This is a genomic window from Pseudomonas sp. ATCC 13867 (assembly GCF_000349845.1).
Classification (GTDB): domain Bacteria; phylum Pseudomonadota; class Gammaproteobacteria; order Pseudomonadales; family Pseudomonadaceae; genus Pseudomonas.
Genome location: NC_020829.1, coordinates 3,532,006 through 3,549,565 on the forward strand (window position 1 = coordinate 3,532,006; position 17,560 = coordinate 3,549,565).

The following is a 17,560-nucleotide window of genomic DNA, read 5'->3' on the forward strand; positions in this document are numbered from 1 at the left end:
AAAAAGGGCGACCCTCGGGCCGCCCTTTTTCATGCCCGCGATTCAACCGCGTCGCAGGTCGAACACCACCTCGTCCAAGCGGCTGACGCCGCGCTTGAGGAACTTGGGATTCTCCGCCAGCACGTCGAGGCGATCCCGCTCCACCAGTTGCCAGCCTTCGGCGAAATGCGTGCGTACCTCATCGGCCAGGACGGCGAACGGCGGGCCGTCCATTTCCGCCTGCGGGTACTCCAGCGTCACCAACAGCCCGCGCACCTGCGGCGGCAGATTGCGTTGCAGATGAGCCACGTAGTCCGGACGCATATCCTGCGGCAGCGCGATCAACGCGGCGCGATCATACAGCGCTGCACACCCGCCCAACTGCTCGGCGGTGGTGTCGAAGAAATCCCCCTGGAGGATCTCCAGCCGCTCGTGACGATAGCGCCGAACCTGTCCCTCCTCGGTCACCTGGGGTTCGACGCCCAGCCCGGCGAAGAAGTCGAGTACCGCGCGCTCCGCCAGCTCCACACCGAGCACGCGGTACCCCTGTTGCACCAGCCAGAGCATGTCCAGGCTCTTGCCACACAGCGGCACCAGCACCTGCGCCCCCTCGGGCAATCGCAACGCCGGCCAGTGACGCGCAAGCCCGGAGTTCACCTCGTTCTGATGGAAGCCGATTTCATTGCGCGCCCAGCGCGCCTGCCAGAAGTCGTGTTGCATGGGAAAGACCCGATTCCAGAAGCGTTGTCCCACATGATCCGCAATCGGCCCGCCCCGCGCCAGCCACCCCACGGCGGATATCGACAAATTCGATCGAAATCGTCAAAAACCCATACTGGTTATCGATCAGTCCAGGGGCGAACATAGCGGTATCCCTGTAGCGAGGTTCACCATGCTCCCTACCCTGTTCATCTCTCACGGTTCTCCCATGCTGGCCCTGGCCCCCGGCGCCAGCGAGGCTCCACTCAAGCGCCTGGCCGGCGAGCTGCCGACGCCGAAGGCGATCCTGGTGGTCTCCGCCCACTGGGAAACCCCGGACCTGCGCGTCACCGCCGCCGCCCGGCCGGCGACCTGGCACGACTTCTACGGCTTCCCGGCGGAACTCTATGCCGTGCAGTACCCCGCCCCCGGCTCGCCGGAGCTGGCGGCGCGCGTCGTCGAGCTGCTCGCCGAAGACAGTTTGCCCGCCATCCTCGATGCCGAGCGCCCGCTGGACCACGGCGCCTGGGTGCCGCTGAGCCTGATGTACCCGGACGCGAACATTCCGCTGGTGCAGCTGTCATTGCCCAGCCGCCTCGGCCCGTCGATGCAGGATCGTATCGGCAAGGCCCTGCGTGCGCTGCGCAAGGAAGGCATTCTGCTGATCGGCTCGGGCAGCATTACCCACAACCTCGGCGAGCTGGACTGGCGCGCCGGGCCGGACGTCATCGAACCCTGGGCCAAGGCCTTCCGCGACTGGATGGCCGAACGCCTGGCCGCCAATGACGACGCGGCCCTGTTCGACTATCGCCAGCAGGCGCCCTGGGCCATGCGCAACCACCCCAGCGATGAGCACCTGCTGCCGCTGTACTTCGCACGCGCCGCCGGCGGCGCGCCCATGACCGTGGAGCACGCCGGCTTCACCCTCGGCGCGCTGGGCATGGACATCTACCGCTTCGGTTGATTGAGCTGTCGCGGGCATAGCCCGCTCCTACGGATGGTTCTGGCGTTTGGGGCTCCCCTCCGCCCCTGGCTGCGCGCCCCACGCAAGAGGATGAGGGGAAGCGACACGCCAATGTGCATACGGATCGCCAGAATGCCAGACCTGTAGGAGCGAGCTTGCTCGCGAACGTTTCGCCAGCAAGCTGAGACTCCTACAGGAACCGCTCCGGACGCAGGTGGACATCGCATTCCACGTCCAGCAAACAACCAGGCAGATCACCAGCTGTACTTGATCCCCATCTGCGCCTCCGCCTGATGCTGATCGTCTCGGGTCTGCTGGCCACCGACATGTCCCCAGGCCGTCCACCCCTGGGCCAGCTCCGCCTGCGCACCGATCTTCAGTTCGTATATATCCGAAGCCAGATTGGCGCTCTGGTTCTCGCCGTTGAAGGACATGGACTGGGTGCCGCCGTTGTGCCACCAGTTCATCTCCACGAACGGCTGGATGCGCTTCTGGCTCGCGTCCAGCGGGCGGGTGAAGGCCCGGGCGCCCAGGCGGGTGGTAACGCCGTTGCCCTGATTGACCTCTACTTCGGTGCCGTTGCTTTCCACGTGCTTGGGCGCTTTGTATTGGCTGACGATCACCTGCGCTTGCGGCTCCAGATACCAGGCGTTCTTGGCACTGTGGCCGATGTCGACGGCATAGCCGGTTTCCACCGACGCCGAGAGGGTGTGCGATTTGTAGTGTTCCTCGCCCAGGCCGTCGCCGCGCACGGTGTTGTCGTACCAGCCGTACTGCAGCCAGCTGTCGACGTATAGGCCAGTGGGCCTGGAGGCGTCGGCGAACCAGGTGCCATAAATCCCTACGCTGTAGCCATCCACTGCGCCCTTGGACTTGGCGTCGATCAACTTGGAGCTGACATTGGTGTCGGCCTGTCCCGCACCGACCATCACGCCGAAGTGGGTGCGGCTGTCATCCAGTGTCCACTGGCCCAGTTCCGCGCCGATCTGCATCAGTTGGGTACGGGTGGTCGAGTGCACCTGATCCGCTCCGGTCGAGCTGTCGAAGCCGCGGCCGACCACGCGCGTCCAGACGGCCTGGTGGTCCTTGCCTCCCTCCTCGCTGCGCTGACGCTCGGTGAAGTCCACTTCACCCAGGCGGTCATGCAGGGTGTGCTGGAACATGCCCAAGGCAGCCAACTGATTGCCCAGGTAGGCGCCGACTTCCGGCCGGTAGAGATGCGGCGGCGGTGGCGGCGGCGGCGGCGGCGGCGGCGGCAGCGGTGGCGGCGGCAGCGGTGGCGGCGGTGGCGGCGGAGGCGGCGGCGGCGGCGGCGGCGGCGGCGCTTCGGAGCGCAGGTACCAGTCGCCATCGGCCGGGTTGCTCTTGCCACCCTGCACCAGCAGGTATTCCCGCGCACCGGCCACCACGCGATTTTTCAGGGTAAAGGTGCCAGCGGAAGCTCCGTCCACCTGCACCACCTGGATGCCGTCCTGCTGGGTGTAGGCGCCAGTATCCGCGGTGGCGTTGACCTTCACGAAGCTGCTGCCCGCGGTGTCGCCCTTCACCACCAGCTTGTCGGTGGGCGAGCGATCGTCGCCGAGCACGGTGGATATCTCCAGCGTGCCACCGTGGCCGGTGTAGTTGCCGTCGACGGTCAGGGTGTTGCCCGGCTGTCCGTTGCTCAGGGTGACCAGGCCGGCGTTGGCCAGGTTGCCCTTGAGGGTGTAGGCGCCGGTGTTCATGGCGAGGAGGCTGGTCGGATCGATGGCCAGGGTACCCTGGCCATTGTCGCCATCGCCCAGCGCCAGGTCGCGCCGCAGCTCGAGATGGCTGGCGTTGATCAGGTCGAACTGCTCGAAGTTGCGCAACTGGTCGGAGTTGCCGGCATCGGCGGTGTAGTCGTGGCCATCGAAGACCAGCGTGTCGAAACCGCTCAGGCCGCCGTCGAGCATGCCGTGGGTGACGGCGTTGCCGCGCACGGTGATCAGGTCGTCGCCGCCCCCGCCCAGCAGCGCGCCATCGAGCACGCTGTCTTCCAGCAGGGCCGAGTCGTTGCCCGCGCCCAGGTCGACGCCGCCGGTGATCTGGCCGCCGTTGAGATTGGCGAAGACACTGTCGCCGGCACCCAGGCGCACAGCGGTGGCGCTCGCGTTGGCCGCCTGCAGGCTACCTTCGTTGATCAGGGTCGTCGGATTGCCGGCCACCAGCACGGCGTCGGCATCCGAGGCGCTGATCTGGGTGCCGCTGGCGATCCGCACCGTGCCGGCCGCATCGGCCTGCACGCCCCTGCCCGGGCCGCTGATGTGTATCTGCGTGCCCGCCAGGGTCAGATCACCGCGGGTATTGGCATGCACCCCCGCCCCATTGCCAGTGACGTCTATCTGCCAGTTCGGGCCCAGCTCCAGGTTGTCGTCGACAAGGCTGCCGTCGGCGTTTGACAGAGCAATGCCCTTGCCGCCGACATAGCTGCTGACGATCACGTGGCCGTGCGAGGCGGCGTCGAGGTTGTGCTCCGAAAGCAGCGCCGCACCGGAACCCTGCATCTCCAGCGTCGCACCGTCGACCCGCACATTGCCGGCCGCCGACTGGTTGGTGATCAGGTTGCCGTAGGAGGAGCCCTTGCCGGTAATACGCGCGTCCTGGGCGATGACCACCTGGCCGGCATCCTCGGCAACCAGCACGCCGCTGGCACCGTGGTCGACGGTGATGGTGTCGGCCGTGGTCAGTGTGGCGCCGCCGTGCACGTAGATGCCGGCCTTGCCGTCGTCCACGGTGATGGCGCCGCGCTTGCCGCTGGCATCGGCGACCACGGTGGAACCCGGGCCCGCCACTTCGATGGCGGTGCCGTGGGACAGGTGAATATCGCCGGTGTTGACCAGCCGGGCGCCGTTCTTCACCACGAACGCGGTGACGTCGCGCGCGTCGAGCACGTTGACCGCGGCGTTGTTGGTGAAGGTCGATTGCGCCGAACCGGTCGCCTGGCCGGCCAGGTCGTACTTGGTGTTGTCCACCACCACGGCCGTGGCGCCGTCCTTGAGGGTCAGTTTGGCTGCACCCGACATCTGCCCCGTCGCCCCGCCCTCCACTTTCAGCGCAGTGGCGCCGTCACCGGAGACGGTGATGTCCATGCCATCGAGGTTGGCCGTGGAGCCCACGCCCGTGACCTGCAGCGCGGTCGAGTCCTTGCCCGAGGCGATCAACTTGGCCCCGGCGCTGTTGTTGACCTTGGCGCCATCCTCGATGCGGAACAGCGTCGAACCATCGGTGGATACGTTCAGCCCTGCGGCCGGTGCGCTGTTGATGTCCACCGAGGAGCCGGTGCCGTAAGCGAAGAAGCCGAGTTGCTGTGCACCGGAGACGAAATTGACGGTGCCGCCGGACACCGTGATGTTGCCGCTGCCGCGTGCGTGCACGCCGATGGCGCCGTCACCGGCGAGGTTAACCGCACCACCGGCGATCACCACCTTGGCACCCTTGCCCTCGGCCCACGCGCCGTAGTTGCGCGTACCCGAAGTAGGATCGGTGCTGCCGTTGACATTGATCGTGCCGGTATTGGTGATGGTCGCCGCCGTGCTGGTCACTCGCTCGGCCTTCAGACCGATGCCGTTCACGCCATTGACGTTGATGGTGCCGGAGTTGCGGATAGTGGTGGAGTCGGTATCGCGTGCCCGGATGCCGGTGTTGGCGATCGGAGAATCGCTGGCCGCACCATTGATATTGATGGTGCCGCTGTTGACCACGGTCGAGGCAGCCTTACCCGGGCTACTCACGAAGATGCCATCGGCATTCTGCACCTTCGTTCCGATGGTGATCTTCCCCTGGTTCTCGACCTGACCATCGTTGATCACGCGGATACCACTCATCGCGATGGAGCTGGCGGTATCAACCACGGCTTCAGGGGTATCGACGTTGTACTGCGCGGCGCGGCCAAGATAAATCTCGCCCTGCTCGCTATTAACGAAGCTGGCATCGGCTACCTTGGTGCCAATGACCGAACCGTTCAGGGCGGTGTTGGTCACGCCGACATTGATGATGCCGTTGTTGATCGCAGTGGCCTTGTTGGAGGTGTAGACCGCGAATTGCTCGGTGCCCGCACTATTGGAGTAATCGAACCCTGCGACGTTCATGATGCCGTTGCTGGTGAACTCACTGCCGGCATTGGTGATCCAGGCGACGTTGGCTTCGACGTACTTGCCCGTATTGCTGTAGTTGCCAGCCTTGGTCGTATCCCAGCCGTTCTCGGCGAAATACCCGCCCGACATAACGCCATTGTTCACTGCCGTACCAGCGGTATTGACGTACAGGCTGGTGAAATGACCCGATAGCTGCGCGCCCTTTTCTATCTCCAAGTAGCCGCCATTTCGCGCTTCGACAGCCGCCCCGCGCTGATCAATCTGCGCACCTGCGCGGATATAGCCCTCCGCGCCCGCACCTTGTACACGCAGCGAGCGGGTGTAGTCGCTCTTGACCGCGACATCGTCATCCGGGTCGACCGTCTGAGTGTATGGAATCGGCTTATTTTGAAAGGTCACCGCAGCATTGAAGGCTGCGTCATACCCGGCCTGCGAGCTGATCTTGCCCGACTTCAGGGCATCGATCAGGACATCGTTGTAGGCGCGCAAATCGGCGGCATTGGTGACGGTATAGCTCCTCCCATCGAACCCGGTGAAGCTGCCGGCGTAGAGTGGCACCGTAGCGGTGATGGTCGAAGTACTGGTTCCCGGTGCCGTGTATATGCCACTCATTTCGATGTGATTGCGCGATGCCCACTCCAACGTGCTTCCTGCACCATCGGCGAGGCCGAGCACAGTGTTTTTCGCATACATCACAAACTTGTTGCTACCCGCCGATGGCGCCGCGGCTGCGTCGCCGATGTTCATCGTCACGCTGCCGCCCTGTGCGGTGGCCAGCACCGTACCTATGTACTGGTTGTCGCCAATGTTGCTGGCACCCGTGACTGGATACTGGCCCCAATCAGAGGTACTGATACCACTGGATGTGTAAGTAGCCACAATAATTTTGCCGCCTGTTGCCGGGTCTGGCGTGGAAATACCTTGCGACTTGGCACTCAGGTTCAATCGCTCATAGTTCGATGCGCTCGGATTGAAATCACTGAGAGGACGACTCCCTCCACCATACATGCCTGACCGAATAGCAGTAGCCAGACCCTTAACCGTAAGCGCCTCACCACCATTAGCGAGCGCGCCACTAGATTGGCCATCGTTGTCGGCCGGGTTGATGTTCTGCAGTTGGCAGGTGCCGCCAGATGCCACCATATTGAGCCCACAGTTGCTGGCGAAAGCGTCGCCGGCGCTGAGTGACAACAACAATAATGACGAGAGAAGCGCAGGGTGCTTGGCACACTTGGTGTGGCCTTTAGCCAGTTCGGAAGCAACCACCCACTGGCCGGTTGCCGCATTGCGTACGACACGATAAACCCTGTTCATGAACCAAAACCCCGATATGCCCACGAGCGGGATTGCTAGATCACGCAATCCCCTTCTGAAAATTCGGGCATATCGTCGCTTGCGTCACAAACACGGAGATATCAGGCATTTCCGTAATTACGATGCGAACCTGTAGGAAATTTCTGCAATTCCGAAAACGCTGCTGCAGTGTGTCCTGCAGGTGTTGGTTGGGCTGAATTCAACGAAGCCCAACCAACGAAACCCGAACTCAGGTTGGGCCGGGTTATGCGAAAGGGACCGATGACGCACAAAGAAAAAACCCCGCACCAGCGGGGTTTTTCATGGAAGCGGGACTCAGTCTTCGCGGTAACGGCGCAGGCGCAGGGCCTTGCCGGCGACGCGGGTGTCCTTGAGCTTGGTCAGCAGACGGTCGAGGTTCTCGTCCGGCAGCTCGATCAGGCTGAAGGTCTCGCGGATCTGGATGCGGCCGATGGCCTCGCGGGACAGGCCGCCCTCGTTGAGGATGGCGCCCAGCAGGTTCTTCGCCTGCACGCCATCGCGGGCGCCCAGGGCGGTACGGCAGCGGGACTTGCCCTCCGACGGCGGCGCCATCGGGCGACGCTCGCCGCTGCGTTCCGGACGGTCACCGCGCTCGGCGCGATCGCCACGCTCGTAACGGTCGCTGCGCTCACGCGGGGCGGCCGGAGTCAGAGGTTGCTCGCGGCGGACCGATTCCAGGTCCAGCGCCTTGCCTTCGGTCAGCTTGGCCAGCAGCACGGCAGCCAGGGTGTCCATGTCGGTACCCAGGCGGCGGCACAGCTCGTCACGCACGGCGCCACGGCTGGCAACAGCGTTGGCCAGCAGCGGCTGCAGGCCGGTGGCCAGGCGGTTCAGACGGGCTTCAAGGACGGTGTCGGCGTCCGGCAGGCGAACTTCGCCGACCTTCTGACCGGTCACACGCTCGATCACCTGCAGCATGCGGCGCTCGCGCGGGGTCACCAGCAGCAGCGCACGACCTTCACGACCGGCACGGCCGGTACGGCCGATGCGGTGTACGTAGGATTCCGGGTCGTACGGCATGTCCACGTTCAGTACGTGGGTGATGCGCGCCACGTCGAGGCCACGGGCGGCAACGTCGGTGGCGATGACGATGTCCAGCGAGCCGTCCTTCAGCGACTCGATCACGCGCTCACGCTGGGCCTGCGGCATGTCGCCGTTCAGCGCGGCGGCACGGTAGCCCTGGCGCTCGAGCAGCTCGGCGATGTCCAGGGTGGCCTGTTTGGTACGGACGAAGCCGATCAGCGCGTCGAACTGCTCGACTTCCAGCAGACGCAGGATCGAGGCCGGCTTCTGGTCGGCGTGGACCATCAGGTGCACCTGCTCGATGCGGGCGACGGTCTGGGTCTTGGCGGCGATGCGGACGTGCTTGGGCTCTTTCAGGTGACGTTCGGCGATGCTGCGGATCGAAGCCGGCAGGGTCGCGGAGAACAGTACGGTCTGGCGGCTGGCCGGCATGGCCTCGAAGATCACTTCGAGGTCATCCATGAAGCCGAGCTTGAGCATTTCGTCCGCTTCGTCGAGGACCAGGCGCTCGACGGTGGAGAGCAGGTTCTCGTCGCGACGCAGGTGGTCGCACAGGCGGCCCGGAGTGGCCACCAGGACCTGGGCGCCCTGGCGCAGGGCCTTGAGCTGCGGGCCCATCGGCGCGCCACCGTAGACGGCAACGACGCCAACGCCCGGCATCTGCTTGGAGTAGGTTTCGCACGCGGTAGCGACCTGCAGGGCCAGCTCGCGAGTCGGTACCAGTACCAGCACCTGCGGAACGCGGCGGCTCGGTTCGATCTTCGACAGCAGCGGCAGCGCGAAGGCGGCGGTCTTGCCGGTACCGGTCTGGGCCTGGCCGATCATGTCGTGGCCTTCGAGGATCACCGGGATCGACTGGGCCTGGATCGGGGACGGCTCTTCATAGCCGACGGCGGCGATGGCCGCGAGGATATTGGGATGAATGCCGAGCGCGGCGAAGCCGCCGGTTTCCTGGGTCATGGGTTTTGCCTCTAAATACATCCGCAAAGACCCAAGAGCCGAGCTGCGCATGCCCTGTACGACAATGAAGTCACCCAGGCAGCTGGAAGCGGGGATTTGCGAAATGAAGATTGGAAGAATACGTCAAGGAAGTCCGCACAGCGGACGCACAGACCGAGCGTGAAAGCTGCGGAAAAATGCGGGGTCCGAAACGAGGCCTTAGCTTGGCCGGCGCGCATCATACCGGAAAATCCTGTGCCATGTGCGTCTTTTCAGACAAGCCCCGGCGAACGGTCGCCACCTGGACGAGCTCGGCAAGGCCGACTATACCGAGCAGGCCCCTTCCCGCCGGAGGCCATCGATGAAGCCCAGCCGCGAGCCCCGCATCACCCGAGAGCACCGCGACCACGTTCTGCTGCTCGGCCTGAACCGGGTAGAAAAGCGCAACGCATTCGACCTGGACATGCTCAATCAACTGGTGCTCGCCCTGGGCGAATACGAGCGTGACGACCGGCTGCGCTGCGCCCTGGTGTTCGCCCACGGCGAGCACTTCACCGCCGGGCTCGACCTGGCCGATGTCAGCGACACCTTCCGGGCGGGCTGGCAATTGCCCAGCGGCGCCGTGGATCCCTGGGGCACCTTCGGCGGGCCCCGACTGAGCAAGCCGTTGCTGGTCGCCGCCCAAGGCTACTGCTTCACCCTCGGCATCGAGTTGATGCTCGCCGCCGATATCAACCTGTGCGCCAGCAACGCACGCTTCGCCCAACTGGAAGTACAGCGCGGCATCTTCCCCTTCGGCGGCGCGACCTTGCGCCTGCCCCAGGTAGCCGGTTGGGGCAACGCCATGCGCTGGCTGCTCACCGGCGACCAGTTCGATGCACACGAAGCCTGCCGCCTGGGGCTGGTGCAGGAAGTCACCGCGCCCGAGGAACTGATGCCCCGTGCCTTGTGGATGGCCCAGCGGGTCGCTGCCCAGGCGCCACTGGGCATCCGCGCCACCCTGGCATCGGCCCGCCAGTGCCTGGACGAGGGAGAACTGGCCGCCGCGCGCGAGTTGCCGGCAACGGCCAGCCGCCTGCTCTCCAGCGAAGACGCCCAGGAAGGCTTCAGGGCCATGCAGGAAAAGCGCGAGGCCCGCTTCAGCGCAAAATGAATGAACGTGTAAGTTCACTCCAGAGCCCGCATCAAAAGCACTATATCCAAGGTATTAAGAACACTCGAAGCAAGCATTCAAGTTAAAATATTATCCTTTATAATCAATAAGTTGATAACAACAAAACGACTATATACAAGTTCCAATTACGCGATTGAAAACAAATCTCTACAACTGACATCGAGCGCAGCGCAGTGACTCGTCGGAAGTACCGTTCGAGCCTCCGCTGGATCTAATCCTTCATGGAGGAACTCGCATGTCAGGCCCGATTCGCGTCTTCGCACTTTCTCTTCTGGTCGTTGCCCTGTCGCTGCAGGGATGCAGCAGTCATGGCGGCAGTAGTCATCATCGCTCCGCGAGCGACAGCGGCCAGGACGGCGGCGCGGGCTCCGGCGACGGCGGCTCGGGAGGCAGCGGCGACGGCGGTACTGACGGCGGTACCGGTGGCACGGGTGGAACGGGCGGCGGTACCGGTGGAACGGGCGGCACCGGCGGTGGCACCGGCGGCACCGGCGGCGGTACCGGTGGGACTGGCGGCACGGGCGGTACCGGCGGTGGTACCGGTGGAACTGGCGGCACGGGCGGTGGCACTGGAGGCACCGGCGGTGGAGACGGCGGCACCGGCGGTGGAGACGGCGGCACCGGCGGCGGCACTACCACCCCTAACCTCACCACCAGCAATATCCTGAGCGAAACGGGCGAGGTGGTGTCCAGCGTCGGCGGCACCCTCGGCACCGTCGGCGGCGTGGTCCAGAACGTCGACGTCCCGCTGCTCGGCAGCGGCGTAACCGACGGTACCGGCGGCGTCATCCAGCAGCTTGCCGCAGGCGTGGATCACGTCGGCGACGGCATCACCGACGGCCTGGGCAACCTGGCCAACAATCCCAACGCCATCGGCACCACCCTGGCCGGCCCAACCAACCTGGTCAGCCACACCGGCGAGGCTGTCAGCAGCCTCGGAGATACCGTGGCCGCCATCGGCGACGGCCCGTTGCTGACCAATACCCCGCTCAACGGCGTCACCGGGCAACTGGGTGGCGTAGTAGACGGCGTCGGCGGCAAGATCACCATGCTCGGCGACTCCCTCACCGGAGCAGTCACCACCGGTCCGCTGAGCCAGTTGACCACCCAGCTCAGCGGCACCACCACGAACCTGTTGGGCACCGTGGAGAACACCACCAAGACCATCGGCACAACCACCGGCCTGGGCGCGCCAGTGAACAACCTGCTGACCACTGTCGGCACGGCGGTGACCCAGACTGGCGATCAGCTCTCCGCCCAGAGCCCGGCGCTGGCCCCGGTCGGCGGAATCGTCAGCAATACGGGGCAGGTGGTCACCGATGCGGGCGGCCTGGTCAGCGGCAGCACGACGGGCAGCAACCCGGTCGGCGGGCTCATCGGCGGCGTCACCAGCACCGTGGGTACTGTCACTGGCGCCCTGGGCGGTGCGACAGGCGGCAGCAACCCGGTGGGCGGGCTGGTCGGCGGCGTGACCGGCGCGGTCGGCAGTGTCACCGGCAGCCTGGGCGGCGCGACGGGCGGCAGCAACCCGGTGGGCGGGCTGGTCGGCGGCGTGACCGGCGCGGTCGGCAGTGTCACCGGTAGCCTGGGCGGCGCGACGGGCAGCAGCAACCCGGTGGGCGGGCTGCTCAACGGCGTGACCGGCGCGGTGGGTGGCGTCACCAGCGCGCTCGGTACGGGCGGTCTGGTGGCGGGGGCCGGCGTCGGCGCAGGCACCTCCGAGCAGGGCGCGGGCGTTGCGGTAGGCGCAGGTGTCGGCACCACCAGCGGCGGCACGACCCAGGGCGGTCTGCTCGGCACGGTTGGCGGCGCGCTCGGCGGCCTGGGCGCGGGTCTTGGAGTTGGCATCGGGGCTCCCCGGCAATAACCCTGATCTCACCCACACCGCAGTAGCCAGGAGCCACGAGCGGCTCCTGGCCATCGCTGAAGTCGGACTCACGGAGGAGCCAGATGCGCACACTCGCCACCCTCACCCTGTTGCTGGCCAGTCCTTTCGCGTGGGCGGAGCGTCCGATCCAGCTCCCGGGGTCCGATATCGAACAGACCCTGCCCCGCCCCAACGTGCCAGGCGGCGAACTTCGCCCGACGGCGCCCAAGGTCAGCGCACCCGCGCCGTCGGCCCGGCAACCCGGCCAGATACTGCAGCAACGCATCCAGCTCAAGCGCATCGAGATCGCCGGCGGCGGCCACTACCCGCTGAACACCTGGCGCCCGCTGCTGGAGCCCCTGACCCAGCGGCCGATCCAGGTCAGCGAACTGGTAGCGGCGGCCAAGGCCATCACCCAGCGCTACCAGAACGACGGCTTCTTCATTTCCTTCGCCTACGTGCCCAACCAGGACTTTCGTGGCGGCGGCGCGCGCATCGTGCTGGTGGAGGGCCACATCAGGGAAGTGCGCGGCAATGGCGACCTGGGCGCGCACCAGGCCCGCGTGGACCGCTGGATCGCCCGCCTGAAAAGCGAGCGACCGCTGACCCGCGCGAGCTTCGAGCGCTTCAGCGTACTAATGAACCGCGTACCGGGCCTGCAACTGGCAATGGCACTCAAACCGCCCACCACCAATGACGGCGGCGCGGTGCTGGAACTGGCCGGCCAGAGCAAGCGCTTCAACACCGGCATGAACCTCGACTCGCGCCGTGGCGAACAGCGCGGCCTGTTCAACGCACAAGTGATGTCCCTGCTCGGCTGGGGCGAGCAACTGCAATTCAACTACCTCTACCCGCCGGGCGACGACGAGGAGCACTACCGCGCCTGGAACTACAGCCAACTGCTGGGCGACAACGGCCTGCAATTGCAGGCCGGCTACAGCAAGTACAACTCGCGCCCGGACGACAACCTGCGCCTGGCCGACGGCCTGGAGTTCGCGCGCAAGCGGCAGAACGAGCGGATCAGCGCCGGCCTCGGGATTCCCGTGCTGCTGCGCCGCGACCTGACCTGGGACGTGAACGTGCGGGGCTACACGGTGAACGACACCAGCCGCTACGACCTGGTCTACCCGAACATCCCCTACCGCGTCGAACAGAAGAGCAAGCTGCGAGTCGTCGGCGTGGACACGGTGGTCCAGCAGTTCGCCAGCAAGCGCGTGCGCGCCGGGAGCCTGGCGGTCTACCAGGGATTGAACGGAATGGGCGCGGAAACCGAGAAACCCATCCGCAAGGACTTCACCCGCGTGCTCGGCTACGGCGCCCAGCAGGACCAGTTCGGCGAACGCTGGCAAGGCGTCGTCAGCGCCGGCTTCCAGTGGACCGATGACGTGCTGCCCGACTCGGAACAGGTCACCTATGGCGGCAACAACTTCGGTCGCGGCTACCCCGACGACCAGGCCAGCGGCGACAAGGGCTGGGGCGCCGCCTACGAGGTGAACTACTCATTCCTGCGCCAGAGCGCGGTGCTCAACCAGATCCAGCCCTACCTGGTGGTGGACACCGCCCGCACCCACTACACCCAGGATGGCCTGCCCAATGCCCAGCTCGGCTCGGCGGCCGTCGGCATACGCCTGTCCAACCGCAAGCACTACCTGGTGTCGATGGAGGTGGCCAAGCCGTTCGGCGATCGCGCACTGGACAACAACCAGCGCAGTCCGCGCCTCAACTTCGCCTTCAGCTATCAGATCCCCTAGGCAGTCGCACCCGGTTCACTGCGCCGGGCACAGCGAGTCGATGTAACCGCGCAGCGAATAACCGAGCCTGGGTTCCAGGCTCGCAACGCGCTTCTTCAGGGCCCGCAGGTTGAGCTCCTGGTCCAGCTCGGCGGGCACGAAGACGATCACGTTGCCCTCCGGCACCGGACACTCCCAGTAATGACGGTGGAAGCGCCCGCGCAACAGCGCGGCGCCCAGCGGACGGCCATCGTCGGTGCTCCACTGGTTGATCACCAGCCAGCCGCCGGGACGCAGGCGCTCGCGGCAGGCGCCGAGGAAGTCCCAGGCGATGTGCGCAGGCGCGGGACCGGTGTCGGTATAGAGGTCGAGGAAGATCAGGTCCGCCGGCTCGCAGTTCGCCAGCTCCTCCACCGCGTCCCCCACGCGCAGGTGCAGGCGCGGATCATCGCCCAGCCCCAGGTGCTCGCGAGCCAGCCGGGGAATCGACGGGCGCAGCTCGATGGCCTCCACCTCCTCCAGCGGCAGGTACTTCAAGCAGGCCTGAGTCAGGCTACCGGCACCGAAGCCCAGGAACAGGGCACGGCGCGGGTGCGCATGGCACAACCCGCCGAGCAGCATGGCCCGCGAGTAGTCGTACTCCAGCCAGCAGGGATCCTGCATCAGCACACAGCTCTGCTCGACCTCGTCGCCGAACTCCAGGTAGCGGAAGTCGCCGCTCTCCACGACCCGGATCACCCCGAACGCATCGCGCTCCTCGACGATCAGGCGTTCCTCGCTCATGCGCGTTCCTCCCGGAAGGCGACTGTGACATTGCGGTCCGCCAGGATGCACAGACGGCGCGGTTTGCCATTGAACAGCGAGGGCTGAAGCACGTGATAATCCTTCAAAAACAGGCATGGACAACCCGAGCAGCCAGGAACCGACTGCCAGGCCCGAAAGCCGCAAGAATAACAGCCCAAGAGGCACAACCCAGCATGTATGCCATTATCGGCGCGGGTCCGGCCGGCCTCGCCGCCGCCCGCCAGTTGCAGAAGTACGGTATCCCCTTCACTGGCTTCGAACTGCACGGCGATGTCGGTGGTCTGTGGGACATCGGCAATCCCCACAGCACCCTGTACCACTCCGCCCACCTGATTTCCTCCAAGGGCACGACCCAGTTCGACGAGTTTCCAATGGACATGGACGTCCCCCCTTATCCGCACCACACGCAGGTGCTCCACTACTTCCATGCCTACGCGCGGCACTACGGCCTGCGCAGCCACTACCGCTTCAATACACGGGTCACCGCCCTGCTCCGCCAGGAGCGCGGCTGGCGGCTGCGCTGCGAGCGCGACGGCACGGTGCACGAAGGACTGTTCGACGGCGTGCTGATCGCCAACGGCGCCCTGCATACACCCAACCAGCCAGAGCTGCCGGGCGACTTCAGCGGCGAAATCCTCCATGCCAGCCAGTACCGCAACGCCGATTGCTTCGCCGACAAGCGCGTGCTGATCGTCGGCTGCGGCAACTCCGCCTGCGACATCGCAGTGGACGCCGTGCACCGCGCACGCTCCGTGGACCTTTCGGTGCGTCGCGGCTACCACTTCCTGCCCAAGTTCTGCCTGGGCCGGCCAATCGACACCTTCGGCAACCTGGTCCGCCTGCCGCGTCCGCTCAAGCAACGGCTCGACGCGGCACTGCTGCGCCTGCTGATCGGTCGTCCGTCGGACTACGGACTGCCCGATCCCGACCACCGCCTGTACGAATCGCACCCGGTGGTGAACTCGCTGGTGCTGCACCACCTCGCCCACGGCGACATCCGCGCGCGCCGCGACGTACGTAGCCTGGAAGGTCAACGCGTAGTGTTCAGCGATGGCGAACGCCAGGACTACGACCTGATCCTGCTCGCCACCGGCTACCGCCTGGACTACCCCTTCATCGACCGCGCGCAGCTCAACTGGCCCAACGACTGCGCCGCGCCGCAGCTGTACCTCAACGCCTTCCACCCGCAGTACGACGACCTGTTCATGCTCGGCATGCTGGAGGCCTCGGGCCTTGGCTGGCAGGGGCGCGCCGAGCAGGCCGAACTGGTCGCGCTCTACATCCGCCAGTTGGCCGCGGGCAACCCGGTCGCCGAGCGTTTCCGCCAATTGAAACGGATGCTTGCCGGCCAACGCATCGACGGCGGCTACCAGTACCTGCCGCTCGAACGCATGGCCTATTACGTGGACAAGGACAGCTATCGCCGCACCGTACGCGAGCACATCGCCGAACTGCGCCGCGACCTGCCCGGCACCGCGCCGCTCGCACCGCTGCCGGTACACTGAAGGCGCGCTGCGCACAGGGCGAGCTGATACCATGAGCGATCACCGCCCCTAACCGCGAACGAGCCACCGATGAGCCTGCCCTGGAGTCCCGACAGCTGGAGAAGCAAGCCGATCCAGCAACAACCCACCTACCCCGACAGCGCGCGCCTGAGCGACGTCGAACGCGCCCTGGCCGGCTTTCCCCCGCTGGTGTTCGCCGGTGAGGCCCGCGAGCTGCGTCGGCAGTTCGCCGAAGTCACCGCCGGCCGCGCCTTCCTGCTGCAGGGCGGCGACTGCGCCGAGAGCTTCGCCGAGTTCTCCGCGGCGAAGATTCGCGACACCTTCAAGGTGCTGTTGCAGATGGCCGTGGTGATGACCTTCGCCGCCGGCTGCCCGGTGGTGAAGGTCGGGCGCATGGCCGGGCAGTTCGCCAAGCCGCGCTCTTCCGGCGAGGAAACCGTCGACGGCGTGACGCTGCCGGCCTACCGCGGCGACATCGTCAACGGCATCGGCTTCGACGAGAAAAGCCGCGTGCCGGACCCCGAGCGCCTGCTGCAGGCCTACCACCAGTCCACCGCCTCGCTGAACCTGCTGCGCGCCTTCGCTGGCGGCGGCTTCGCCGACCTGCACCAGGTGCACCAGTGGAACCTGGATTTCATCGCCAACTCGGCGCTGTCCGAGCGCTACCAGCAGCTCGCCGACCGCATCGACGAAACCCTCGCCTTCATGCGCGCCTGCGGCCTGGACACCGCGCCGCAGTTGCGCGAAACCAGTTTCTTCACCGCCCACGAAGCGCTGCTGCTGAACTACGAGGAAGCCTTCATCCGCCGCGATAGCCTGACCGGCGACTGGTACGACTGCTCGGCACACATGCTGTGGATCGGCGACCGCACCCGCCAGCTCGATGGCGCCCATGTGGAAATGCTGCGCGGCGTTGGCAACCCCATCGGCGTGAAGATCGGCCCGAGCATGGACAGCGAGGAGCTGATCCGCCTGATCGACCTCCTCAACCCGGACAACGAGCCCGGCCGCCTCAACCTCATCGTACGGATGGGCGCCGACAGGGTCGGCGACGGCCTGCCGCGCCTGATCCAGACCGTACAGCGCGAAGGCAGGCAGGTGCTGTGGAGTTCCGACCCCATGCACGGCAACACCATCAAGGCTTCCAGCGGCTACAAGACCCGCGACTTCGCGCGCGTGCTCACCGAGGTGCGGCAGTTCTTCGAGGTGCATCGGGCCGAAGGCAGCTACGCCGGCGGCATCCACATCGAGATGACCGGGCAGAACGTCACCGAATGCATCGGCGGTGCCCGCCCCATCACCGAGGCCGGGCTGAGCGATCGCTACCACACCCACTGCGATCCGCGCCTGAATGCCGACCAATCCCTGGAACTGGCCTTCCTCATCGCGGAAACCCTGAAGCAGGTGCGCCGCTAGAGCGATATCG

9 protein-coding genes and 2 pseudogenes are annotated in these 17,560 nt (G+C 65.9%); 6 read left to right on the forward strand and 5 right to left on the reverse strand.

The genetic code is table 11. The annotated features are described in order from the left end of the window. Positions 1-42 precede the first annotated feature (42 nt). Positions 43-699: a thiopurine S-methyltransferase gene (locus tag H681_RS15645; RefSeq protein WP_015477849.1), complete on the reverse strand. Its 657-nt coding sequence runs from the start codon at positions 697-699 to the stop codon at positions 43-45. Between the two features lie 172 nt (positions 700-871). Here H681_RS15645 and H681_RS15650 point away from each other — a divergent pair, with 172 nt between their 5' ends. Then, positions 872-1,642, forward strand: coding sequence for a DODA-type extradiol aromatic ring-opening family dioxygenase (locus H681_RS15650; protein WP_015477850.1), 771 nt, complete (start codon positions 872-874; stop codon positions 1,640-1,642). Positions 1,643-1,896: 254 nt separating this feature from the next. On the opposite strand, the gene H681_RS15655 is transcribed toward H681_RS15650, so the two are convergent. The 3 genes and pseudogenes from H681_RS15655 to H681_RS15660 form a co-directional block, all read right to left on the reverse strand. After that, positions 1,897-6,369, reverse strand: coding sequence for an autotransporter outer membrane beta-barrel domain-containing protein (locus H681_RS15655; protein WP_162140824.1), 4,473 nt, complete (start codon positions 6,367-6,369; stop codon positions 1,897-1,899). A 639-nt stretch (positions 6,370-7,008) separates the two neighbouring features. After that, a pseudogene (locus H681_RS27255) lies at positions 7,009-7,071 on the reverse strand (ESPR-type extended signal peptide-containing protein); the annotation flags it as partial. Positions 7,072-7,386: 315 nt separating this feature from the next. After that, positions 7,387-9,110, reverse strand: a pseudogene (locus tag H681_RS15660) (DEAD/DEAH box helicase). Positions 9,111-9,415: 305 nt separating this feature from the next. On the opposite strand from H681_RS15660, the gene H681_RS15665 reads away from it, so the two are divergent. The 3 genes from H681_RS15665 to H681_RS15675 all read left to right on the forward strand — a co-directional run bounded on the left by H681_RS15665 (position 9,416) and on the right by H681_RS15675 (position 13,846). Next, complete coding sequence (locus H681_RS15665) at positions 9,416-10,207, forward strand: crotonase/enoyl-CoA hydratase family protein (protein ID WP_015477853.1); 792 nt, start codon at positions 9,416-9,418, stop codon at positions 10,205-10,207. 256 nt (positions 10,208-10,463) lie between these two features. Then, positions 10,464-12,095 carry a collagen-like triple helix repeat-containing protein gene (locus H681_RS15670; RefSeq protein ID WP_015477854.1) on the forward strand — a complete coding sequence of 544 codons (1,632 nt, stop codon included), beginning with the start codon at positions 10,464-10,466 and terminating at the stop codon, positions 12,093-12,095. Between the two features lie 83 nt (positions 12,096-12,178). Continuing rightward, on the forward strand, positions 12,179-13,846 hold the full coding sequence (locus tag H681_RS15675; RefSeq protein WP_015477855.1) for a ShlB/FhaC/HecB family hemolysin secretion/activation protein: 1,668 nt from the start codon (positions 12,179-12,181) through the stop codon (positions 13,844-13,846). 15 nt (positions 13,847-13,861) lie between these two features. On the opposite strand, the gene H681_RS15680 is transcribed toward H681_RS15675, so the two are convergent. Then, positions 13,862-14,608, reverse strand: a complete 747-nt coding sequence (locus tag H681_RS15680; protein WP_015477856.1) for a spermidine synthase — start codon at positions 14,606-14,608, stop codon at positions 13,862-13,864. Between the two features lie 194 nt (positions 14,609-14,802). Between H681_RS15680 and H681_RS15685 the strand changes: the two genes are divergently transcribed. Both H681_RS15685 and H681_RS15690 read left to right on the forward strand, forming a co-directional pair. Further along, positions 14,803-16,134, forward strand: a complete 1,332-nt coding sequence (locus H681_RS15685; protein WP_015477857.1) for a flavin-containing monooxygenase — start codon at positions 14,803-14,805, stop codon at positions 16,132-16,134. A gap of 69 nt (positions 16,135-16,203) precedes the next feature. Further along, on the forward strand, positions 16,204-17,550 hold the full coding sequence (locus H681_RS15690; protein ID WP_015477858.1) for a class II 3-deoxy-7-phosphoheptulonate synthase: 1,347 nt from the start codon (positions 16,204-16,206) through the stop codon (positions 17,548-17,550). Positions 17,551-17,560: the final 10 nt, after the last annotated feature.

Excerpts from the sequence above, each read along its gene's own strand:
- H681_RS15645 (WP_015477849.1), bottom strand. The coding sequence starts at position 699 with ATGCAACACGACTTCTGGCAGGCGCGCTGGGCGCGCAATGAAATCGGC.
- H681_RS15650 (WP_015477850.1), top strand. The coding sequence starts at position 872 with ATGCTCCCTACCCTGTTCATCTCTCACGGTTCTCCCATGCTGGCCCTG.
- H681_RS15655 (WP_162140824.1), bottom strand. The coding sequence starts at position 6,369 with ATGAGTGGCATATACACGGCACCGGGAACCAGTACTTCGACCATCACC.
- H681_RS15665 (WP_015477853.1), top strand. The coding sequence starts at position 9,416 with ATGAAGCCCAGCCGCGAGCCCCGCATCACCCGAGAGCACCGCGACCAC.
- H681_RS15670 (WP_015477854.1), top strand. The coding sequence starts at position 10,464 with ATGTCAGGCCCGATTCGCGTCTTCGCACTTTCTCTTCTGGTCGTTGCC.
- H681_RS15675 (WP_015477855.1), top strand. The coding sequence starts at position 12,179 with ATGCGCACACTCGCCACCCTCACCCTGTTGCTGGCCAGTCCTTTCGCG.
- H681_RS15680 (WP_015477856.1), bottom strand. The coding sequence starts at position 14,608 with ATGAGCGAGGAACGCCTGATCGTCGAGGAGCGCGATGCGTTCGGGGTG.
- H681_RS15685 (WP_015477857.1), top strand. The coding sequence starts at position 14,803 with ATGTATGCCATTATCGGCGCGGGTCCGGCCGGCCTCGCCGCCGCCCGC.
- H681_RS15690 (WP_015477858.1), top strand. The coding sequence starts at position 16,204 with ATGAGCCTGCCCTGGAGTCCCGACAGCTGGAGAAGCAAGCCGATCCAG.